Source organism: Bacteroidetes bacterium GWF2_43_63 (genome assembly GCA_001769275.1).
Lineage (GTDB): Bacteria > Bacteroidota > Bacteroidia > Bacteroidales > DTU049 > GWF2-43-63.
Genome location: MEOQ01000043.1, coordinates 75,239 through 97,209 on the forward strand (window position 1 = coordinate 75,239; position 21,971 = coordinate 97,209).

20 protein-coding genes are annotated in these 21,971 nt (G+C 43.3%); 8 read left to right on the forward strand and 12 right to left on the reverse strand.

The window, feature by feature from the left end; all coding sequences use genetic code 11:
- Nucleotides 1-50: 50 nt before the first annotated feature.
- Nucleotides 51-956: a hypothetical protein gene (locus tag A2W93_15920; protein ID OFY53153.1), complete on the forward strand. Its 906-nt coding sequence runs from the start codon at nt 51-53 to the stop codon at nt 954-956.
- A 26-nt stretch (nt 957-982) separates the two neighbouring features.
- Here A2W93_15920 and A2W93_15925 read toward each other — a convergent pair whose 3' ends face one another.
- From A2W93_15925 to A2W93_15935, 3 genes are all read right to left on the reverse strand, one after another.
- Nucleotides 983-1,474: a hypothetical protein gene (locus A2W93_15925; protein ID OFY53154.1), complete on the reverse strand. Its 492-nt coding sequence runs from the start codon at nt 1,472-1,474 to the stop codon at nt 983-985.
- Nucleotides 1,475-1,483: 9 nt separating this feature from the next.
- A complete protein-coding gene (locus A2W93_15930; protein ID OFY53155.1) occupies nt 1,484-3,031 on the reverse strand; it encodes a ribonuclease G in 1,548 nt (515 codons plus the stop codon).
- A gap of 156 nt (nt 3,032-3,187) precedes the next feature.
- Entirely contained in the window at nt 3,188-3,472 is a 285-nt protein-coding gene (locus tag A2W93_15935) for an integration host factor subunit beta (protein ID OFY53156.1), read from the reverse strand.
- 68 nt (nt 3,473-3,540) lie between these two features.
- Here A2W93_15935 and A2W93_15940 point away from each other — a divergent pair, with 68 nt between their 5' ends.
- From A2W93_15940 to A2W93_15955, 4 genes are read left to right on the forward strand one after another with little or no spacing between them, the layout of a single operon-like run.
- Nucleotides 3,541-4,650 (forward strand): A/G-specific adenine glycosylase, encoded by a 1,110-nt coding sequence (locus A2W93_15940; protein OFY53157.1) that lies wholly within the window; start codon nt 3,541-3,543, stop codon nt 4,648-4,650.
- Between the two features lie 33 nt (nt 4,651-4,683).
- Entirely contained in the window at nt 4,684-5,124 is a 441-nt protein-coding gene (locus A2W93_15945) for a single-stranded DNA-binding protein (protein ID OFY53158.1), read from the forward strand.
- 41 nt (nt 5,125-5,165) lie between these two features.
- Nucleotides 5,166-6,443, forward strand: coding sequence for a hypothetical protein (locus A2W93_15950; GenBank protein OFY53159.1), 1,278 nt, complete (start codon nt 5,166-5,168; stop codon nt 6,441-6,443).
- Nucleotides 6,421-7,017 (forward strand): hypothetical protein, encoded by a 597-nt coding sequence (locus A2W93_15955; protein ID OFY53160.1) that lies wholly within the window; start codon nt 6,421-6,423, stop codon nt 7,015-7,017. The genes A2W93_15950 and A2W93_15955 overlap by 23 nt, the downstream gene beginning before the upstream one ends.
- 61 nt (nt 7,018-7,078) lie before the next feature.
- Here the strand turns inward: A2W93_15955 and A2W93_15960 are convergent, their stop codons facing one another.
- The 9 genes from A2W93_15960 to A2W93_16000 form a co-directional block, all read right to left on the reverse strand.
- Nucleotides 7,079-7,594 carry a hypothetical protein gene (locus A2W93_15960; GenBank protein OFY53161.1) on the reverse strand — a complete coding sequence of 172 codons (516 nt, stop codon included), beginning with the start codon at nt 7,592-7,594 and terminating at the stop codon, nt 7,079-7,081.
- Nucleotides 7,595-7,624: 30 nt separating this feature from the next.
- Nucleotides 7,625-8,161: a hypothetical protein gene (locus A2W93_15965; GenBank protein OFY53162.1), complete on the reverse strand. Its 537-nt coding sequence runs from the start codon at nt 8,159-8,161 to the stop codon at nt 7,625-7,627.
- 35 nt (nt 8,162-8,196) lie between these two features.
- On the reverse strand, nt 8,197-10,716 hold the full coding sequence (locus tag A2W93_15970) for an outer membrane protein assembly factor BamA (protein ID OFY53163.1): 2,520 nt from the start codon (nt 10,714-10,716) through the stop codon (nt 8,197-8,199).
- Between the two features lie 2 nt (nt 10,717-10,718).
- On the reverse strand, nt 10,719-11,477 hold the full coding sequence (locus tag A2W93_15975; protein OFY53164.1) for a di-trans,poly-cis-decaprenylcistransferase: 759 nt from the start codon (nt 11,475-11,477) through the stop codon (nt 10,719-10,721).
- Nucleotides 11,478-11,483: 6 nt separating this feature from the next.
- On the reverse strand, nt 11,484-12,359 hold the full coding sequence (locus A2W93_15980) for a hypothetical protein (GenBank protein OFY53165.1): 876 nt from the start codon (nt 12,357-12,359) through the stop codon (nt 11,484-11,486).
- 115 nt (nt 12,360-12,474) lie between these two features.
- A complete protein-coding gene (locus A2W93_15985) occupies nt 12,475-13,371 on the reverse strand; it encodes a hypothetical protein (protein ID OFY53166.1) in 897 nt (298 codons plus the stop codon).
- Between the two features lie 84 nt (nt 13,372-13,455).
- The gene (locus A2W93_15990; protein ID OFY53167.1) at nt 13,456-14,337 is read right to left on the reverse strand and encodes an NAD kinase; all 882 of its coding nucleotides are present in this window, start codon (nt 14,335-14,337) and stop codon (nt 13,456-13,458) included.
- 11 nt (nt 14,338-14,348) lie between these two features.
- Nucleotides 14,349-15,722: a hypothetical protein gene (locus A2W93_15995; GenBank protein OFY53168.1), complete on the reverse strand. Its 1,374-nt coding sequence runs from the start codon at nt 15,720-15,722 to the stop codon at nt 14,349-14,351.
- A 4-nt stretch (nt 15,723-15,726) separates the two neighbouring features.
- The gene (locus A2W93_16000; protein ID OFY53169.1) at nt 15,727-16,395 is read right to left on the reverse strand and encodes a hypothetical protein; all 669 of its coding nucleotides are present in this window, start codon (nt 16,393-16,395) and stop codon (nt 15,727-15,729) included.
- Nucleotides 16,396-16,466: 71 nt separating this feature from the next.
- Between A2W93_16000 and A2W93_16005 the strand changes: the two genes are divergently transcribed.
- The 3 genes from A2W93_16005 to A2W93_16015 all read left to right on the forward strand — a co-directional run.
- A complete protein-coding gene (locus A2W93_16005) occupies nt 16,467-17,186 on the forward strand; it encodes a pyridoxine 5'-phosphate synthase (protein ID OFY53170.1) in 720 nt (239 codons plus the stop codon).
- Nucleotides 17,183-18,007, forward strand: a complete 825-nt coding sequence (locus A2W93_16010; protein OFY53171.1) for a hypothetical protein — start codon at nt 17,183-17,185, stop codon at nt 18,005-18,007. Before A2W93_16005 ends, A2W93_16010 begins: the two co-directional genes overlap by 4 nt.
- A gap of 173 nt (nt 18,008-18,180) precedes the next feature.
- Nucleotides 18,181-21,971 (forward strand): hypothetical protein (locus A2W93_16015; GenBank protein ID OFY53172.1); only part of this gene is annotated, 3,791 nt, incomplete at its 3' end.

A 21,971-nucleotide genomic window follows, 5' to 3' on the forward strand; every position in this document is an offset into this window, starting at 1 on the left:
TTCGTTCAAAAGTAATAAATTTGCACTTCATTTCACTAGTACAACGTTTTATGGAAAACACAGATTCCCAGCAGAAAAAAAGCAGAACCTATAAGATCATCATAGGGCTGCAATTAATCATCATAGCAATACTTGCTGTTCTTCTTTTCACCACAAAATCAAGCGTCGATACCGTCGTTCTTGAAAAGGAAAAATCGGTTCAAATGTCCGAAGAGTTACAGGTTGAACTTGACTCCCTGATGGCTGAACATGATAAAATCAAGAAAGAATATGGCTATCTGAGCGATCAGCTTACCTCAAAAGACAGCACCATTTTGTCACAGGCCAAGGAAATTGAAACGCTGATCAATTCTCAGGCTGATTACCGTCGCATCAAGAAAAAACTCGACGCGCTCAGGCAAATCACGCAGGGATATGTTGGTCAGATTGACAGTCTCTATCGGGTGAACCAGTCGCTAACGAACGAAAACACAAAAATAAAAGGTGATCTGGACAATGCGAATAAAAAAGCCGACGATCTCACTAAAGAAAAGGATGATCTTTCAACAAAAATCAACGATGCTGCATACCTGAAAGGATATAATGTTACAGCAACCGGCTATAATATGAAATCAGGCACCAAGGAATCAATTACTGATCGTGCTCGCAAAGTTGAACTCATTCGTGTTTGTCTGACCATCGGCGAAAATCCGCTGGTGTCTGCAGGCCAGAAGGACGTTTATGTGCGCATTGCCCGTCCCGATAATATTATTCTCACTCAAGGCAGTTATTCATTCATTTATCAGGGACAGCGCATTCAATACACCTCAAAAACAGTTATCAACTACACTCAGAAATCATCTTCAGTTTGTATTGATTATCCGCGCGACAACATTGATCTCCCCGTAGGAAAATACCACATTGCTGTCTTTGCCGATGATCACGAACTCGGCCAGTGCACCATCACGCTGCGATAAAAAATATTTGCTGATTTTTAAAAGGCTCAATCTTCAGGTTGGGCCTTTATTATTTTGTTCACGGCGTCGAAGACCTTTCCTGTTTCAAATCCTTTAGAAATTCCGAAACGGACCAGTTTTTCGCGCTGTTTCAGTGGTTCATCCTTTGTTAAAGTCTTCAGCTTTTTTCGAAGCCAGCTAAGGAGCAACTCATTCTGATCTTCGGGCTGGAAATCCGAAAGATAATTATCAATCATGCTATCAGCAATGCTTTTCTTTCTGAGTTCCATTCTAATCTTCACCGGTCCCCAGCCTTTCTGCCTGATTTTGCTGCGCACAAACAATTCTGTAAATCGCTCCTCATTCACAAAACCATTTTCCTGTAGGTGCGTTAGCAGCGATTCCCAATACTCCCTGGGGACATTTAGTCTGGTCAGCTTTGTCTTTACTTCCGAAACACAACGCTCCTGAAAAGCGCAATACTTCTCGAGTTTCGGCATCATCTGATTAATCAGAAATCCGGGAATATTACTTTCCACCTTAAAAATTTAAATGGTAATCTCTTCGCTTCTGGCGTTGAAGACGTGATATTCCAGCACATGATAATTGCTGGCCGGCTCTATTTTCAGTTTACAGCGAAGCTTTTTCTTCCAGGTTTTTGCAATGTTTTTGAAAAAGCCCTGGGTGAGATAAGCATAAATAAAAGGCGACGTATATAGAACCAGAACCTTCTCATTCTGTTCGTTCGCAAGAAATGTAATTGTGTTTTCAATCTCATCAATGATAAGAGAATGGGCTTTGATTTCGCCGGTTCCATTGCAAACAGGACATTTTTCGAGAACTTCGACGTGAGTCTCTGGTCTTACGCGCTGCCGTGTGATCTGAACCAGACCAAATTTACTTGGCGGCAAAATAGTATGCTTGGCTCTGTCGTGCGACATTTCTTCAACCAACTTCTCATACAGCTTACGGCGGTTGGCTCCCTGGTGCATGTCGATGAAATCGACTACGATAATACCACCAAGATCGCGCAATCTAAGCTGCCTGGCAACTTCCTCGGCCATTTCAAGATTGGCGGCCAGCGCATTCTGCTCCTGATCTTTTCCGCTGTCAGCCTTGTATCCGCTGTTTACGTCAATCACATGAAATGCTTCGGTGCGTTCAATAATCAGATAGGCACCTGATTTCAGCGTTACCTTCTGTCCAAACAACGATTTGATCTGTTTGTCAATACCGGTGGCTTCAAAAACCGTCGATTTGCCTTTATGCAACTTCACGATGTCGATCTGGTCAGGAGCAATGCTGGATAGATAACTTCTGAGCTCGGTGTACATTGTGTTGTCATTGACAATAATGCTGTTGAACGACGCATTGAGCAAATCGCGCATTATTGTGAATGAACGGTCGAGTTCACCCAGAATTTTCACAGGAGGCTTGGCGCTGCGTAAAGACAGCAGCATGCTGTTCCAGCGACTTACCAGATCATCCATATCAGCCTTGAGTTCATCAAAACTTCTGTTTTCGGCAACCGTTCTGACAATAATGCCAAAGTTTACCGGCTGCAAACTTGAAGCAATTTTTTTAAGTCTTGCTTTTTCGCTCAGATTTTTGATTTTGTGACTGATGGAAATCCTTTTTGAAAAAGGAACCAGCACCAGATAGCGGCCGGGCATGCTGAGTTCGGTAGTTATCCTCGGACCTTTGGATGAAATAGGTTCCTTGGCAACCTGAACCAGAATGCTGGCACCCGTACTGATAACATTGGTTATTTTCCCGGTTTTTTCGATATCGGGCTCCTGCTTATACGTTTCAACAGAAACCTGACTTCCGGCCATTATCTCTTTCTGATATTTAATCAGGGTTTTTACCTGAGGTCCCAGATCGAGATAATGGAGAAATGCATCTTTTTCGTAGCCGACATCAACAAAAGCGGCATTCAATCCTGAAATAATCTTTTTGATTTTTCCAAGATAGAAGTCGCCTACACCGAAGTCGTGGGTTCCACGTTCGGCGTGTAATTCGACCAACCGCTTATTTTCAATAAGGGCAATCTGCACTTCTCCCGAAGCGGCATCAATGATTAGTTCCTTGTTCATGTATTGAACTACTTATGCGGAAAACCCGCAAAAGAAAGCCTGGAAGCTATTTTTTCTTTTTGTGCCTGTTTTTACGCAGTCTTTTCTTCCTTTTGTGTGTCGCCATTTTGTGACGTTTTCTCTTCTTTCCACTTGGCATAGAGCAGTATTTTTAAATTATTTTTTTCCTTTTTTCACACTTTCCACAAAAGTCTTTGCAGGCTTAAATGCAGGGATATTATGAGCCGGGATGATGATGGAAACTTTCTTGGAGATATTTCTTCCTGTTTTCTGTTTGCGGTGCTTGATAATGAAACTGCCGAAACCTCTCAAATACACGTTGTCACCATTTTCCATTGCATTCTTCACAACGTCCATAAATGTCTCAACTGCACTCTGAGCAGTAATTTTTTCAATTCCAGTCCGATTCGAGATTTCAGCAACAATGTCAGCCTTTGTCATAATTATGTTGTTTAAAATTAACGCCTTAGTAGGTGTTTGGGGGTGCAAATATAGAATTTTTTTTGCACATGCAAGATTATTTTCCAGGATTTCTCAAATTTGCACTTATGAATTCATGCGCTGATAAAAGTCTTTTCAAACTACTCGTAAATTGGTATTCACAGAATAAAAGACCATTGCCATGGCGCGAAACAGCCAATCCGTACCATATTTACATATCCGAAATTGTATTTCAGCAAACCCGGATTGATCAGGGAATTAGCTATTATAATAGTATAATCGATAAATATCCCGATTTTATTTCGCTTTCGAAAGCCGGTGAAAAAGATTTTCTGAATATTTGGCAGGGGCTGGGATATTATTCCAGAGCGCACAACATTTTGAAAGCTGCCGCAATAATTGCTGAAAAATACAGCGGGAAGCTTCCAAACGACTATAACAAGCTGCTCGAACTACCTGGAATTGGCCCCTACACTGCAGCAGCAATCGCTTCCATTGCTTTTGGGCTGCCCTGCCCCGTGGTTGATGGCAACGTAAAAAGAGTAATCAGCCGCCTGCGATGCATCGGAATCCCGCTTGATAAAACTGGTCTGACCAACGAAATTCAGGAAGACCTGAATCAACAGATTCATCATTTCAATCCTTCAGATTTCAACCAGGCGTTGATGGAACTGGGGGCTTTGGTCTGCACACCCGCTAATCCGGATTGTTCTGGTTGTCCGGTCAACAAATACTGCTGCGCATTTAAAACGGGAACTACTGAAAAGTATCCGGTCAAAGCAGTCACTAAAACAAAACCCTCAGTTTTTATTAACTACTACGTCGTTTTCAGTAATGATAAAAAGGATTCATTGTATATGGTGCAGCGGGAAAATGAAAAAATATGGAAAGGTCTGTACGAGTTTCCCTGTCGTGAATCAGCTGAATCAGAAGCTTCGGTAAACACAGTTGAACCGATATTTCCGACTGATTTTCCCTTTGAGCAGTCAAAACTTGTTTATTCGGCCAATCATGTTTTGACTCATCGGATGATTCATGCATCATTTTACGAAACTGTGTTCAAAAATAAGGTGCCGCCACACTGGATTAAAATTCCGGTTTCCAGGGTTTCGTCCATGCCTGTCCACCGGCTGATTCAGCTGTATCTGGAGCATTCACAGAAATCAAAGAATAAATAACCATCTATTTTGTATCTTTGTAAAAAAAGTAAGATGAGAAGCATCAATAAAGTTATTTTGATTGGGAATGTAGGGAAAGACCCGGAAGTAAAAATTTTTGAAGGTGGCCGGAAAAAAGCCTCATTTTCTCTCGCTACAACTGAAAAATATCGCGATAAAGCAGGGGCCGAGCAATCTGTGACCGAATGGCATAACATTGCTGTCTGGGGACCTCAGGCCGAAGTGATTGAAAAATACGTTCGCAGAGGTAGTCCGCTTTTCGTTGAAGGGCGCATCCAATATCGTGAATATACCGACAAAGACGGAGTAAAAAAACGATTTACAGAAATCACCCTCGACAATTTTTCCATGCTTGGCACTCGCTCAGCTCAGGATGGCGGAACTGAAATCACCAACACAAATACCTCCGCAGATTCAGGAAGTGATCCACTGAATACCCCATTAAACAACGGAAACGATGACCTTCCTTTCTGACATTTGCAATATGCTAATGGTCTGTATCTGTCACTAACAAAATGGAATCAATTCTGTTTCTTATCATTCCTTCGTCAATCATTCTCATTCTCTTTGCATTTCTGAGAATTGCAGAATCAGCGTTTATTAGGATTACAACCGAATTTCTTGACGAAATCGAATCTCCTACCCCTTCGGACTACCGGACTGACGGTTTTCTGGATAAGCCTGCCCCTGTTTTGGTTGCTTTTTCAATATTGAAATACACCTTAATAATTCTGCTCACCATCGGCGTTTTCATAGCCGGCCAGATTTATTTGCCCGATACTTCATTTTATCTCCGATCTTTACTGGCCCTTGTTTCTGTCTGGGTTTTGATCTGGGTTTTCGGCGAAATAGTACCCGGTTTGTTCAGTAACTGCAATGAACAAAAAGCATTTCAATCCAGTTTTTTCATCATGGTTCCAGCCATATCATTGTTTTCAATGCTCCGGGGAGTGCTTGGTTTTTCATTTGCCCGCCACGAAAGTCGTATTTCGCGTAAAGACATGATCTCCATCAGCGATATTTCGGATGCTATTGAAAATTCCGAAGTCGAAGACGAAGAAATAATGGAAAAACAGCTGATTCAGGGCATCATTAAATTTGGTGATCTCGAAGTCAAGGAAATTATGCGGGCACGGATAGATGTTGCCTCCATCCGCTTCGAAACATCCTTTTCAGATGTCATGGACAAAATGCTCGAAGCCGGTTACTCGCGCTACCCCGCCTACGGCACCAGCCTCGACGACATCAAAGGCGTTATTTACATCAAAGACCTGCTGCCAGCTTTCCGCAACGGTGAGAAAGATTACAACTGGCAAAAACATATACGTCAGGCAATGTTTGTTCCTGAAAACATGAAAATCTCACAGCTGCTGGTTGATTTTCAGACTCAAAAAACGCATCTGGCTGTGGTCGTAGATGAATATGGCGGCACCAGCGGGATTGTCTCTCTCGAAGATGTGTTGGAAGAAATTGTTGGCGAAATAAACGATGAACATGACGCCGACAGTGACCAGATCCTGGCCAGAAAAGTTAGCGAATATGAGTATGTTTTTGATGCAAAAATTCCAATCCACGATTTCACCCGTATAGCCGGTCTTGAAAGTGACCTGTTCGATAGATATGAAGGCGAGGTGGAAACACTGGGCGGAATCATTCTCAGTATTCATGGCAATTTCCCGGTGAAAAACCAGACAGTTGTATACAAAAATGTTGAATTTACCGTTTTATCGATGAGCAAACACCGCATCGGAAACGTAAAAGTGAAAATAAATGAAACCAATCAGGAATCTTAGCGCAGTTATTTTTGTGATTGCTTCGATCACCATTGCTTCATGCGGTAATAGCAGCGATTCGTACTATCCAAAATCACGCGGGTTTTTTCGCATCGATCTGCCTGAAAAAAAATATGTAACCTTCGATTCCGTCTATCCTTTCACATGCAGGATTCCTGAAACCGCTCAAATCGTTTCTATTGAAGGCAATGAGCCGGGATCAATTTGGTTCAATCTGATTTTTCCAACCTACAACGGGTCAGTAAATTTCAGCTACAAAACAATAAACGGGAATCTCTACCAACTTACCGAAGATGCCAGGGAGTTTGCCAATAAGCACATCGCCAAAGCCAATGAAATAAAGGAAATTCGTGTCTCTCATGTCGAAAACAATGTTTACGGGCTGATTTACGACATCGAAGGCTCCAACTCAGCTTCGCCTTATCAGTTTTATCTCACCGACAGCACAAAGCATTATTTGCGTGGTGCAGTATATTTTAATCACATTCCAAATAACGATTCCATTGCGCCCATCATTCAACGCGTCAAAGAAGATCTCGATACACTGATGGGTAGCTTGAAATGGAAAAATTGAATTTCCAGACATAAAAAAAGGCTGCCTGAAAAAGCAGCCTTTTTTTATGCGATTCTGATAATTACAGCATTCCCAGTTTTGCTTTCACAAACGGCATAATATCATCGGAGTCCTGATAATAAATCAGAGCACCTGTGCCAGTGTCAAATACGTAATTATAGCCTTTTTCCACTGCTACTTCGTCAATGGCTTTTTTGGCTTTATCAATCAGGGGCTGAACTAGTTCTGCTTCTTTTTTAGACAAGAGTTCTTGTGCCTGTGTTTTAAAATCGTCAATGCGGGTCTGCAGATCAAGCAATTCTTTCTGTTTCATTTCTTTGATGGGTTCCAGAAAGCTTGTCTCGTTGGTCATGTAGTCCTGATATTTGGTCTGAAACTCATTGTTCATAAGCGTCAACTGGTCTTCAAGACTTTTTGCATATTCCTGCAACACTTTCTGAGCAGAATCACGACCAGGCATTTCAGCCATTAGTTCGTTGGTATTGATATGCCCAAGTTTTAATTTTACCTGAGCCTGAAGCGACTGAACATTTACAAGCAGCAGCAGAGAAAAGAACAAAACAAATACGTTTTTCATAAAATGGAATTTTGTGCAAAGTTAAAAGATTTATTCATTTGTATTCAGTCCGCCCGCTTTGTAGCCCAGCTTTGCCAGAACTTCATCGCTTTTATCGTGTTTTTCGCTGGCGTAAATGAGTGTAGTGTTGCCGGCGCGGTCGAAAATTACAGCAAAAGTACCTTCTTCTGCAAGTTCTTCAATGGCATTATACACTTTTTCCTGAATGGGTTTTACTAGCTCCTGGCGTTTTTTGTAAAGGTCGCCTTCTGTTCCGAAATATTTTTTCTGCAGATCTTTGGCTTCCTTTTCCTTAGCAATAATTTCGTTCTGTCTTTTTGTTTTCATATCCTCAGAAAGTAAAAAAGATTCTGACTGATACGATTTGTAAAGCTTGTCGATTTCGGCAAATTTAACCTCAAGTTCCTTCTGCCATTCCAGGCTCATTTCATCAAGTGAGTTCTGAGCGGTCTGGTAATCCGGAATGTTTTCAAGGATATACTGGGTGTCGACATAAGCAAACTTCTGAGCACTAACAAACATCGATGCAAGTAACAGAGCAGCGAAAAAAAAGATTCTGGTTTTCATAGTTGAGTTCCTCCGACTTTTATTTGAACGTTGTATTAATCAATTGAAGAGTTGATTGAGAAGTGGAATTGTCCCTCCCATTTACTCTGAATTCCGGGCACGTTGTCAAAAGGTATGCCATAATCGAGACCCAGCAAACCAAACATAGGTAAGTAAATTCTTACGCCAAGTCCGCCACTTCGTTTAACTGCAAAGGGATCAAATTCCTCGAATTTCAGCCAGGTATTGCCGGCCTCAAGAAACGATAGCAGATAAATAGTTGCCATTGGATTGGTCGATATCGGATAGCGCAGCTCCATGGTATATTTGCTGTAAATAGTCCCACCAATGGATGCATTGGAGCCATCGCGAGGTGTCAGCACGGAATTCCCGTAACCACGCATCCCAATAATCTCACGTCCGTCAAGTGCAAATCCCGAAAGTCCGTCGCCACCCAAATAGAAGCGCTCGAATGGAGACAACCCAACATCCTTGTTCCACATGCCCAGGAAACCAAACTTAGTTCTTGTCATAAGGACCAGATCTCCGAAAAGTTTAGTGTAGAGGGTTGCGTTGAATTTCCATTTATGATACTCCAGCCATTTGAATTTTTCCTGGTCAGTAGCCGTAGTATAATCCTTGTCGGTAAAATAGGAATATGGCGGAGTAAAAGTTACAGAAGCGGAAATCTCTGAGCCCGATTTCGGGAAAATGGGATCATATGATGAGCTGCGGCTCAATGCAATTCCAAAATTCACGTTGTTGGCATTTCCCGAAGTGAAAGAATAGGTTTGGAAATATTCATCAAAATTGTAAAACTGATAGGAAAGAGTGAAATACTCCATAAAATAATCATCGGGCCATTTCAACCTTTTTCCAAGACCGACGGAAGCACCTGAAATATTCATCACCTCTCTTTCAAGAAGTTTACCACTGGTATTGTAGGTCCCGTCATCAGCTTTGGAAATCCCATTTGTCTGCACCGAATGAAAAAATGATATGCTCAGTGCATTTGGTTTCTTGCCACCCAGCCATGGTTCGGTGAACGACATGTTGTAGGATTGATAATAAGTCCCGTTTGACTGACCACGGATACTGAGTTTCTGTCCATCGCCGGTTGGAAGTGGACGATAACTGTCGCCGTTGAAAATGTTGCGCATGGAGAAGTTGTTGAACGACACTCCAAGCGTGCCAACCAGTCTGCCGAGACCCCAGCCTCCTGAGAGTTCGAACTGGTCGGTGGAAGTCTCTTCCACAACATATTCTATGTCTACGGTGCCATCTGTAGGATTTGGCTTTGGATTGACGGCCAGTTTCTCATTATTGAAATATCGGAGCTGCGCCAATTCGCGCTGGGTGCGGATTATATCGGATCGATTGAACAATTGTCCCGGCTTTGTTCTGATCTCACGAAGAATTACGTGATCGTTTGTTCGGGTGTTTCCGACCAGCGTCACCTTATTAATGGTGGCTTGTTTGCCTTCATAGATCTGAATTTCGAGGTTGATGGTATCACCGATAACGCTTTTCTCAACAGGAGTTACAGAAAAGAACAGGTAGCCATCGTCCATATACAGCGATGATATATCGCGGCCGCTCAGGTTATAGAAAAGATTGCTCTCCAGAATTGTCTGGTTATACACATCACCACGCTTCAAACCCAAAATTTCGATCAGCTGTTTATCGGAATACTTGCTGTTGCCCACCCATGCGATGTCGCCAAAATAGTATTTTGGGCCTTCATCTATTTTTAAACCGATCGAAAGTTCCTTTTCATTCTCTATTACAATTGTATCGCTTACTATTGAAATGTCGCGATACCCAAGCTCTTTGTATTTTGCAATTATAGCAGATTTGTCTTTTTCGAATTCGGACCCAATGTATTTTGAAGCTTTGAAAACATGATAAAACTTCTTTTCTTTGGTTTCCTTCATTGTTTTCCGGATCACTTTTTCCTCTACCTGACTATTGCCGGAGACTGCGATTTCCGAAATCTTCATTTTTTTACCACGGTTGATACCAAAATCAATAGTGACCATATTACCTGCAGTCGTGTCGGGCTTTTGAGCGACCTCGACCTGCGCATTATAAAAACCTTTATCAATAAAATGTGAGCGAATAACACGCTTGGCATTCATGAGGGTGTGCTGTGAAACAACATCACCACGCACCAGTTTCAGCTTTTCGCGGATATTATCAGCTTCACTTTTACCAATCCCGGAAATACTGTATTTCGACAACCTGGGACGGTCCTGAAGATAGATATCGAGGTAAATAAAATTACCCTGAACGGCGGTTACAGAAATGATAACCTGTTCAAACATTCCGTTTGAATACACTTTTTCAACCGCATTGCTGATTTCCTCGCCGGGAACTTTTATGGATTGACCGACCCGCAAGCCGGAAACAGAAATTACATTGTCGGCACTTGCGAAAAACTCGCCGCTGACAGTAATGCCAGCAATTTCGTATGGACGCGGGTTTCGATAATCGACACCAATAATTTTATCAGTTTGGGCGCTTACAGCAACATGCAGTAAAACCAGTATCAGACAGCACCACAGAGATTTGAACATGTTCAGTCTTTTTTATCTTGATTCGTAATAATTTGTTCCCCTGTCATTCCATAACGACGTTCACGTGACGAATAGGTTACAAGAGCCTTATTGAATTCGTCTTCGTTAAAATCGGGCCAGGTAACCGATGTAAAATGCAGCTCAGTATAGGCAAGCTGCCACAAAAGAAAATTTGAAATCCGCTGTTCGCCTGAAGTCCTGATCAGGAGATCTGGATCGGGTATTTCAGCAGTATACAGATAGCCTCCGAAAAGTTTTTCATCAATTTCTGCTGTAGATATTTTTCCAGCAGAAACATCCTCTGAAATATTAATTACAGCCCGCAGAATCTCATCCCTTGCGCCGTAATTGAGTGCTATAACAAGAGTCAGCACGCTATTTCCAGCGGTAACATCAATCGATTTATGCAACGAAGCTCTGGCCTCATCCGACAGCCGGCTGATATCTCCAATTGTCAGCAGCCGCACTCCGTTTTTGTTCAGTTCTTCAGTCTCGCGCTCCAACATAAAAACCAGCAAATCCATAATAGCGTCCACTTCTTCCTTTGGTCGTTTCCAATTCTCGGTTGAAAAAGCATAGAGCGTTAGAAATTTTACGCCGGACTTTGCTGCCGCCTTTACAATTGTCTTGACTGTTTCAGCGCCCTGACGGTGACCTTCAGCCCGGTCAAGTCCGCGCGCTTTCGCCCAGCGGCCGTTTCCGTCCATGATTATTGCAATATGCTGAGGGATATCTTTTTGTACAGGTTTTGTCACTGAGATTCGGATTTATAAAATACTGGATTCATTTTTCAGGATTCGGAGGTATTTGGCTTTGAAACTGTCACGGCGCTTGCTCCCTCCCGGGCATGAATCCGATTTGTCTTTAATTTTAAATGTCAGTGTAAGCCCGGCAAAAGAATACCAGTCTTTGGTGGCTGAATTTCCGCGCTGAAAACCGGTCCTGTCTATTTCGCTGTCATCGGATGGATCGGCCAGTGCAGCAGCTACTTCAGTATTCTGTGACATCAGAACCGTAGGATCGGCATAGGTTGTACTCACATCGTCGATATAATCGGTGAAAGTTTTTCGCATGCCCCATTCAATTCCCAATACCGTTGAAGAGCCAATTCCTACTTTAAATCCGACTCCGAAAGGAATGGCAAATCCAGCCAGATTATAGGGACTTCGATCAGGATATGCCGTCGTTCCCTGCCCCTCTGTACCGAGGGACTGCAGATTGTACCAGTCGCCTTTATAATTGCCTTGAGGATTGAACTTGAAAAACGAAGCTCCAACAAAAAGATAAGGGGTAAAGAAATCTTTATCGTGCCCGATTTTAAATTTATAGTAAGACAACTCATACTGTGCGCCAAATTCCATTAAGGGCGAACGAAAGCTCAGGTTTCGGTTCTCGTTATACAGAATCACGCTGTCAGCCGCTTGAAGCGATCCGAACAAGGCATGTAACCGTATGGCCATACGAGAATTCATATTATAACGGTACATTAACCCTGCAGCCGGCTTCGCCTGCATGAAATGCCCATAGGGGTTCAGGTCGCCAATGTAATAAGAGACGCCACCCATTATTCCAAGCTCGTGCTGCTGCGAAAAACCGCTTAAGCCCGCAACCACAATCAGAAAAGAGAAAATAATCCGTTTCATTTCTGCTGGAATAACGTGAAATTGTAGCAATTAGTATATAAATGAGCAACCCATTCTGAGCAAGAATGGGCGGCTGCAAAATTAGGTAAATTTATGGTTGTCTTTCTGTTCAAAATCAGAATTTCGGAATTGAGAATCCGCCACGCGGAATTTTGTAATAGAAAGTAATTTCAGCAAACATGTATGTATCGTGATCGGTAGGGTCTCCACGCTGCATATTGGGGGCTGTTTGGCCGTATACTTCACCAAGACTTGGGTCGGCCATATAAGCAGCAATGTCTCCTTTTTCTATAGCCAGTTCATCGTTGTTGAAATAAGTGCTGCTGCAATCGTCGATATAATCAGTCCAGGTTTTGCGGATACCATATTCAAGGCCGATTGACCATTCACGGCTGATGGCATATTTAAAGCCAAACCCAATCGGAACCACTGGTTGTACGCGGTGGTACGGCTTGCGTGTTTCAACAAGTCCCTGACCTTCTGTACTCAGCGGTTTCAATGCAATCCAGTCACCGTTGTATTTACCCTGCGGATTGAACCACATGAGGCCTACTCCAACAAATACATAAGATTCAATATTGATGTTTCTCCACCCCTGAACTCCGCGGAGTTTGTAACGATGGCCTTCGCGTTGCCGGGTAAGCATCCATTCAAACTGTCCGTTCAATTCAATGATTGGGGTCCGGAAATTTAGATTTCTATTATGGCGGAATAATTCCTCGGTTTTTGCGTCATCACCATTCAGATATGCAAAATGCATCATACCCTTGACGCAATTTGATTTTCCGGTCCTGTAACGGTAACCAATGCTTGTACCCGGCCGGGTTGCAGGCCAGTCAAGGTCGCGCATACCATTTGTGCCAATCTGGTTGGCACCTCCAAGGTCACCCAAAAAGTTGGATGCGCCCAACCCAAAAACGTATTCTTTCCTTTCACGGCGCCATTGCTGGGCTGAAGCCGTATCTGCGATCAGAAAGGCGAGTAAAAATAATATGAGCCCGATGATTCTCATAGTGAATGGTTTAATCCCAATTAAGAGGCAAAGATAATAAAAAAACGTAAATAATAAACTGATTATTCTCTTGAAATAAAAAAATCATTTATTGCGCTTATCCTCTCCCCACATCAGTTTTTCACGGATGACACAAAAAAAGCTGTCTGCGGGCAGGCGTACAAAATTGATGGTAAATGGCGCTTTACGAATCGATACCTTTTGTCCACGATTTAACACAGTCTGATTTGAATCAAGAGAAAGTATAAACGTATCCGTTCGTCCTTCCGGTATAAAAGTGATGACGTCCTTGTCGGAAATAACGATTGGACGGACCGAAAGATTGTGGGGCGCGATAGGAGTAAGAATAAAATTTTCCGCTTCAGGAACCAGAATCGGACCTCCGCAACTAAGGGAATACGCTGTTGAACCTGTTGGCGTTGCCAAAATAATTCCGTCGGACCAGTAACTATTCATGAAATCGCCATTGACCCAGGTGTTGATGGCGATCATAGAACTGGCGTTGCTTTTATGAACCGACACTTCGTTGAGGGCATAGATTTTTTTCCCAAAGAACTGTTCGCAGTCATCAATCTCCAGCACCGTGCGGCCGGAAAGAGTGTAATTCCCTTTTCTGAATTCATCCAGAGCAAGACGGAAATCCTCTTTGCGAACATTTGACAAAAAACCAAGCCGGCCGAAATGAACTCCCATAACAGGAATGCCGCTGTCGCGAATAAGATTCACCGTTTCCAGTATTGTGCCGTCGCCGCCGAGACTTACAACCAGATCGGCAACTCCGGCCACGGATTCATCCTGCTTAAGAAATTTTGTATTCGATGGAAGCGAAAATGCAGCACTGATCTGAGCTTGCATGTGCCCACAGAAGATTGCCTGACCGTTTGTTTGTGAAACAACATCAAGCACCGTCTGGATCTCGTTGTTGAAATCTGAGGAATAATTCCGTAAAAAAACACAAATCCGCATGGTGTAAAAAATTATACCGGTGCTGTGAAATGCAAAAATATGCCTTTTTCACGAAACCGGTTCATTGTAAATTCGAGACGGAAAACTTTGTTGTAGTAAGTCACCAGGTCAATACCTAAACCAGCACCTGCAAGATAATCACCAGCGAGACTATTGCTGATAGAAAATAATCCGCGCTGCGACCATCCCTGATCGAAAAAAATGTTTGCAAAAACCGCAATAGGTACGCGATTGAACTTGCTGGTGCGAATAAGCGGGAGCTTCAAGACCCTTTGCTGCAGAATGTTGTACTTAAGATTATTTCGATGGATTAAAAAATGCCGGGCCGGAATCACCCGGTATTGAAATCCACGGACAAAATCATTTCCATAACCCATAAAACCTGCGGAAGCAAAAGTTTTTCCTTCGTTCAGCGACAAGTAAACTGTTGTGCCAGTGGCAAAATACAATGGTCCTGAAATTTTGAAATATTTTCGCGTAGTGCTTTTAAAATAAAAGCCCTGATCGTTTTTTTCAGAAATTCCCGCTATACCACCCAGATTTATTTCAGCATCAGCATACCATCCTTTAAGTGGATAATTTTTAAAGTCGCGAAAATCGTAGCGGTATTGGTAGTTAAATGAAAATCGGCTCCAGGACTTGGCGGGAGCATAATCCGGATTCAGCAGCAACAACGAATCAGCAAATCTGGTCGATTCGTACATCACCGAAATTTTGTGTAGTTGGTACATCCCTACCCTTCGTGTAGCCGCTGCTGAGGTAAAAAGTCCGGAAAAGGCATAGCTGTCGGGTAGTTTGAGCGAAACCGGCTCATGATCAGATACTGAATATGAAATGGAATGCGACGCCTCAAATCCGGCCGCGGCCGAAATTCCCCAGTTTTGTTTTTTGTCGAGATAAGGCTTGGAATACGATAAACCATATATCTGATTATAACCGGTTTTCAACAAAAGTTTCAGGTACTCCTTGCGCCCACGGAAATTTTCATGATACACATACAGACCGTAAGTGACTTTTTCGAGCGACATATTGCGCAGCCACACATTGAAGTTTCTCTCCTCAATATTGAAATAAGGCGTTGGCCAGATGTACCAGCGCTCTGTCACTTGAATGTGTACGCAGCCACTGTCGCCGAAAACGACTGAAGCAAAATGGAACAGCGAAGTGTTTACAAGGTTTTGTTCGGCCTTCAGAGCCAGGTTCGCAGTGTCACTAATCAGCAAAGAATCTCCGGTTGTGAATGGAATTTCCCTAAAAATCACGCTTTCCTTTGTAACACCATTGCCTGAAACAGAAATATTGCTGACAATATACAGTGAATCGTCTGAACCGGCAAATGAAGCCAATGAAATTATAAAAACAAAAAAAATAAATGGAATCTTCAAAATATCACATATTGAGGTATCTCATCAGCAACTCATATCGATCCTGCAGTATGTCATCAATCATATCTTCGCCGAAAGACGCAACAACATTGTATTCATAACGGGTAAACGTCTGAAGAATTTTTCCGATATCGGAATTATTTACTTTCAGCACCAGCTGCATCATTGTGGAATTAGGCATGGTGCGAACAAAGGACGCAATGATAAGCGCATCGTTCGATTCAACAATATTCGAAATCTGGGTGAGCGAATAGTCAATGACATTCATTTCAATGATGATAATACCACCTGGATTGTTGACGGAAAGGAGCTCAGCCACCACCCTCAGCACCGAATCTGAAAGAATGACACCGGCAAGTATGTTGTTTTTGCCGGTAACAGGAATCAGGCTAAGCTTGTGTTGATATATAGTGCGCAGAATGTCGAAAATATGAGCATTTTCGCTAACCGATGCACCTTGGGTCATGAGCTTGATATTGCCAATGGGTTGTTCAAAATCGTTTAGTCCGAGCAAATCATCCTCTGAAACTAATCCGAGGTACTCTTCATTATTGACAATGGCCAGGTGCGTAATTTTATACTCCTCCATAAGCGTTAAAGCTTCAGAAGCAGATGTGCTGGTTTTCACACTGGGGATGGCAGAAAAATTTATATCGGCGGCAAAAAGGCTCATAATAGATAAAGATACGGGACAAAAATATAATTTTTCAGGCAGCAATGTATTAAATTTGCAAAAAACTTGCTATGACGCGACTAAGTGTTAATATAAACAAGATCGCAACGCTGCGAAATGCACGGGGTGGAAATGTTCCGGATGTACTTCAGGTTGCTGTTGACTGTGAGCGCTTCGGAGCTCAGGGAATCACTGTTCATCCCAGACCCGACGAGCGTCATATCCGCTATGCCGATGTATATGCATTGAAACCGCTGGTGACAACGGAATTTAATATTGAGGGATATCCTTCGGCTGATTTTCTCAAACTTGTACTCGATGTGGTGCCCGATCAGGTCACGCTGGTGCCCGATCCGCCTGACGCGCTCACCTCGAATGCCGGATGGCTCGTGAAAGAAAACATGGATTTTCTGAAAAAAGTGATTGCTGACTTTCATTCAAAAGGAATCCGTGTTTCCATTTTTGTTGATACCGACACTGAGAATATTCTTGCAGCAGCAGAAACAGGAACCGACCGGCTTGAGCTCTACACAGAGCCATATGCCACCCATTTTCCACAGGATAAACAAAAAGCAATTGCATCATTTATCGAAGCCGCCCGGGCTGCCGGAAAAGCCGGGCTTGGACTCAATGCCGGGCACGACCTGAATTTGCATAATCTCCGTTTCTTCGCCGAAAATATTCCGGGACTTCTTGAAGTTTCCATCGGTCATGCACTCATCAGCGACGCTCTATATTTTGGGTTGGAGAACACCGTTCAAATGTATCTGCGTCAGCTGCGACCCGCATGAAACTTTATTTCCGCGAATACGGACAAGGCCAGCCCCTTATAATTCTGCACGGCCTGCTGGGTATGAGCGATCATTGGATTCCGCTGGCCAAACAATTTTCCGAACAATTTCATGTTGTTGTTCCTGATCTGCGCAATCACGGCCAGTCTCCGCACGCTGAAGATTTTTCATACAGGTGCATGCAGTCCGATATAATGGAGCTTCTGAGTGATCTTCAATTAAAATCATGCAATCTCCTTGGTCACAGTATGGGCGGAAAACTGGCCATGCAACTGGCTTTGAATCATCCGGAGAAAGTGGATAAACTCATTGTCGGTGACATCAGCCCGGTTGATTACCCGATGGACGAAGACAATGAAATTGTTCAGGCATTAAACAAAACAAACCTCTCTGCGGTTCATAGCCGCGAAGAATTACAATTTGTCATTCAAAATGCGACCGCAGACAAAATGCTGCAGGGATTGATCCTGAAAAATATTTCGGTGCAAGGATCTTCTGAATTTTCATGGAAGCCTGATCTGGAAAGCATTACAAAGAATCTGCAGAAAATTTATAATTTTCACTGTCACGGATTACAAATCCGCGACAGTGAAAATTGTTATCGGGACCGCGCCAGTGAAAACAGTGAAAAATCCAGTTTCAACAAAGAAACACTATTTATCAGAGGCGGCAACAGTACTTATATTACACAAAATCATCATGCAATTATTTCGGAGCTTTTTCCCCTAAGCGAAATTGTCACGATTGAAAACGCTGGCCATTGGCTGCATGCGGAGAAACCGGCGGAGTTTTACGCGGCCTGTATGAGATTTTTGAAATAAGAATTCCTATTATCGAATTTTTATGGTTTTCGCCGGAAACTGACACAAACTTACCTCCGGCGAATTAAAAAAGGACATTCTCTTTTTGAACTTGTAAATTGTCACTTCAATTTTGACGAAAGATTTTGTATTTTGCCGGGGTTTTTCAACAATGTCGTTTATAAATTATAGCCATGAATACACGTTTAACCGCTCTGCTAATAGCTCTTTCATCACTGCTTTTCTGTCCTACTGCAAATTGCGGTGAGAAATCCATAAATAACCCCGGACCTGATGCCGGCAAAACGCAGTATCTGAGGTCAGTCGCAGCTGACTGTCTGCCGGCTTCAGCATCGGCGGAGCTGAATATTGGTGGTGTGCGTGCCCGCATTAATAATGGCGGTGACATGTGGTGGGATTTAACCGACTTGGCTACATATGAAGTACCACAGGGTTCAAACAGACACTCTATGTTTGCCGGAGCTTTGTGGGTAAGTGGAACTGACTTGAACGGCAATATAAAGGTGGCCGCACAACGCTACCGCCAAAACGGACAAGACTTCTGGCCCGGGCCACTTACCATCGACGGGACTGCGGAAACAGATGCCAGTTCTTGTCAGCATTATGATTTCATCAAAACAATTTATCGGCAGGACGTGGTCGATTTTATAAATCATTTCGAGAATCCAACCTTATTTCCAAATTACAATATCCCAAACTATTTCTTCACATACCCCGCTCACGGCAACTCCAACCTGGGCCAATCGCATTATCTGGCGCCATTTTACGATTATAACGAAAATGGCGAGTATGATCCCTATTCCGGCGATTATCCATACTACGACATCGACAACAATCTTTGTCACCGACCGGATCCCACTGCAGAAGACATTTATGGAATAACAAACGGTGGCGTTCTTTTCGACCAGGCACTGAAAGGTGATCAGACGTTGTGGTGGGTATTCAACGACAAGGGAAACACCCATACAGAAACAGGAGGTACTGCTATTGGTATTGAAGTACGTGCACAGGCCTTTGCTTTTGCTACCGGTGATGAAATAAACAATATGACTTTCTATTCCTTTGAAGTCATTAACCGTTCCTCTCAAACTTTATATGAAACATATCTGGGCTTCTTCACAGACTTTGAAATTGGCTACAGCAACGATGACTACGTTGGGTGCGACGTGCTACGTGGTCTCGGCTATTGTTACAACGGAGATGACTTTGACGAGGATGGCGGCGGAAGTTTTGGATACGGAAATCAACCCGCAGCAGCAGGAGTCGATTTTCTGAAAGGGCCTTATATGGATCCCGATGGCATTGATAACGGCGCATTTGTGCAGCATGTTGATTCCCTGGGAACTCTCTGGTTTGAAAACTGCAATGCTGCTGTAAATGGAAGCAATTTCGGTAACGGTATTGTTGATGATGAGTGTTATGGGATGACCAATTTTATAAAATTCATAGGAATCGGAACAGTTGCATGGTGGGAAACAGACCCTGGATATGCAATAGATTACTTTAATTTCATGCGTAGCATCTGGAAAGACAGCTCTCGCATGATTTACGGAGGCATCGGGCATATAATCAGCGGAGGCTATGGCCCGGAATGCAACTATATGTTTCCCGGAGAAAGTGACATCTGCGATTACGGCACCGGAGGAATTCCACCAAATGGCCCGAAAAACTGGACAGAAGAAACATCAGGAAACCAGCCATACGACCGCCGTGGAGTGCAATCGGCGGGACCTTTCACCATGCAGCCGGGAGAAGTTAATTATCTCACCGTGGGTGTTCCGTGGGCCAGAGCTGGCGCTGGTAGTGCTGCCGCTTCGCTTGAACTACTGAAAGTTGCCGATGATAAATGCCAGGTGCTTTTCGACAATTGTTTCCGACTCCTGGACGGCCCGGATGCCCCGGACATTTCTGCGCAGGAACTCGACCGGGAAGTAATATTGTATTTATCCAATCATGTGACCAGTAACAATTACCAGGATAAGTACGAAGAAGTTGATCCCTCCATCGTTTCACCATCGGGTTACAGTTACGACTCTCTCTATCGTTTCGAAGGATATCAGGTTTTTCAGGTAAAAGATATCAACGTAACAGTCGATGACATATATAATCCGGACAAGGCCAGACTTGTTGCCCAATGCGACATTGACAACGATGCCTCAACACTGGTTAATTATGTTTTTTCAAATGACATGGGCATGCTTGTTCCGCAAACAGAGGTTGAAGGCGCCAATGAAGGCATTGTGCATTCATTCCGCATACTGGATGATATGTTTGCAAGCGGCGAAAACCAACGACTTGTCAATCATAAAAAATATTACTTCCTGGTTTTGGCCTATGCGTACAACGAATATGAGAAATACAGCGCTGACCCTGCAACGCAGTTTCCCGGCATTATGTCTTCAAACGGGCAAAAAAAACCTTATTTATCCGGCCGCAAAAATATCGATGTTTACACAGCAATTCCTCATGCACCGGCGCCTGAATCCGGAGGTACAGTTATAAACGGAGCATACGGAGCACAGCCCATGATTACTAGAATTGAGGGCCAGGGCAACGGCGGAAACATACTTGAACTAAATACCGCATCCAGACAAAAAATTATGGAGGATGGTTTTTCCGAAGAGCTCACCTACGAGGCCGGATTTGGCCCGGTGACTGTGAAATTAATCGATCCGCTGAATGTCAAAGCTGCAAACTATATTCTGAAACTGGACTCGACAAATGCATCATGGCTCGGAGAGGTCGATTCCTACTCGTGGATATTGGAAGAATATGACATGAATGACAATTTTGTTGCGGCCTGGTATTCTGATCATGACATCAGCAGCCCATTTGAGCAGATCTTCACCGACCTTGGAATTGCTGTATGTTTTACAAACGGAAAAAATCCGGGAGACCTTTCTCATAAAAGCAACGGTTTTCTGTATGCCGATATCATTTACTCAGACCCTTCGAATAATTGGCTGGGAGGTGTTTCCGATGCCGATGGGCCAACAGCATATAACTGGATCCGAAGCGGCATTCAGGATTCCGAGAACAGCATGTACGAAGATTATATGTATAACGGACAATATATTGACCCGCAACAATATTATGAAAAAGTCATTGCAGGCACCTGGGCGCCATATCGCTTGAGTTCGTATGATGAAAACAATCCGGCATTGATGACTATTGCGCCGTTTTTATCTACTGTAAATAAAATGTCGAATCTCGCAAGCATTGATATTGTTCTTACTCCGGATAAAAGCAAATGGACGCGTTGCCCCGTACTCGAAACCTGCGATGACGAACTGCTGGCACAAGGAAATGCCAGAAAACTCACACTTCGCCATCATGCTTCGGTAGATAAAAACGGAAACACACTCACTGCTGAAGCAATCTATGACGGACATGAACAAGGCATGGGCTGGTTCCCGGGATATGCCATCAACGTGGAAACCGGCGAACGACTGAATATTGCTTTTGGCGAAGACAGCTGGCTGGGCTCCGAAAACGGAAACGACATGATGTTCAATCCAACCTCAAATCTTGAAACAACGCTCGGAAAGCCCCTTCTGGGAGGCAAACACTTTGTTTATATTTTCGGACATTTAAATGATGATGTTACTTACTGTCCTGCCTATGACGAAGGAACCTGGCTCTATTACATGATCGGACAGGAGAGCGGCACCGCATTGCGCAATGCATTCGCCAGTGCCTTGTGGTGTTCCATTCCGCTATCAGTCGATGGTGAACAATGGCTTGGCAACGAATGTCGCGTTCGGATTCGCGTTTCGAAAGAATATGCAAAAAACTATTCTACTTTCGGTTCTGCCTCGCCGCAAAACGGCAACTATCCGATGTACAGCTTCAATACTTCATCACTGATTACTGTTACTAACGATCCAACCACGGCAACAAATGCACTCGACATGATCAATGTAGTGCCCAATCCCTATTATGCTCTGGATGATTATGAGGAAAG

Excerpts from the sequence above, each read along its gene's own strand:
- A2W93_15970 (OFY53163.1), bottom strand. The coding sequence starts at position 10,716 with ATGTTCAAATCTCTGTGGTGCTGTCTGATACTGGTTTTACTGCATGTT.
- A2W93_15940 (OFY53157.1), top strand. The coding sequence starts at position 3,541 with ATGCAAGATTATTTTCCAGGATTTCTCAAATTTGCACTTATGAATTCA.
- A2W93_15980 (OFY53165.1), bottom strand. The coding sequence starts at position 12,359 with ATGAAACGGATTATTTTCTCTTTTCTGATTGTGGTTGCGGGCTTAAGC.
- A2W93_16005 (OFY53170.1), top strand. The coding sequence starts at position 16,467 with ATGACGCGACTAAGTGTTAATATAAACAAGATCGCAACGCTGCGAAAT.
- A2W93_15930 (OFY53155.1), bottom strand. The coding sequence starts at position 3,031 with ATGAACAAGGAACTAATCATTGATGCCGCTTCGGGAGAAGTGCAGATT.
- A2W93_15960 (OFY53161.1), bottom strand. The coding sequence starts at position 7,594 with ATGAAAAACGTATTTGTTTTGTTCTTTTCTCTGCTGCTGCTTGTAAAT.
- A2W93_15920 (OFY53153.1), top strand. The coding sequence starts at position 51 with ATGGAAAACACAGATTCCCAGCAGAAAAAAAGCAGAACCTATAAGATC.
- A2W93_16010 (OFY53171.1), top strand. The coding sequence starts at position 17,183 with ATGAAACTTTATTTCCGCGAATACGGACAAGGCCAGCCCCTTATAATT.
- A2W93_15985 (OFY53166.1), bottom strand. The coding sequence starts at position 13,371 with ATGAGAATCATCGGGCTCATATTATTTTTACTCGCCTTTCTGATCGCA.
- A2W93_15950 (OFY53159.1), top strand. The coding sequence starts at position 5,166 with ATGGAATCAATTCTGTTTCTTATCATTCCTTCGTCAATCATTCTCATT.
- A2W93_16000 (OFY53169.1), bottom strand. The coding sequence starts at position 16,395 with ATGAGCCTTTTTGCCGCCGATATAAATTTTTCTGCCATCCCCAGTGTG.
- A2W93_15935 (OFY53156.1), bottom strand. The coding sequence starts at position 3,472 with ATGACAAAGGCTGACATTGTTGCTGAAATCTCGAATCGGACTGGAATT.
- A2W93_15990 (OFY53167.1), bottom strand. The coding sequence starts at position 14,337 with ATGCGGATTTGTGTTTTTTTACGGAATTATTCCTCAGATTTCAACAAC.
- A2W93_15945 (OFY53158.1), top strand. The coding sequence starts at position 4,684 with ATGAGAAGCATCAATAAAGTTATTTTGATTGGGAATGTAGGGAAAGAC.
- A2W93_15955 (OFY53160.1), top strand. The coding sequence starts at position 6,421 with ATGAAACCAATCAGGAATCTTAGCGCAGTTATTTTTGTGATTGCTTCG.
- A2W93_15965 (OFY53162.1), bottom strand. The coding sequence starts at position 8,161 with ATGAAAACCAGAATCTTTTTTTTCGCTGCTCTGTTACTTGCATCGATG.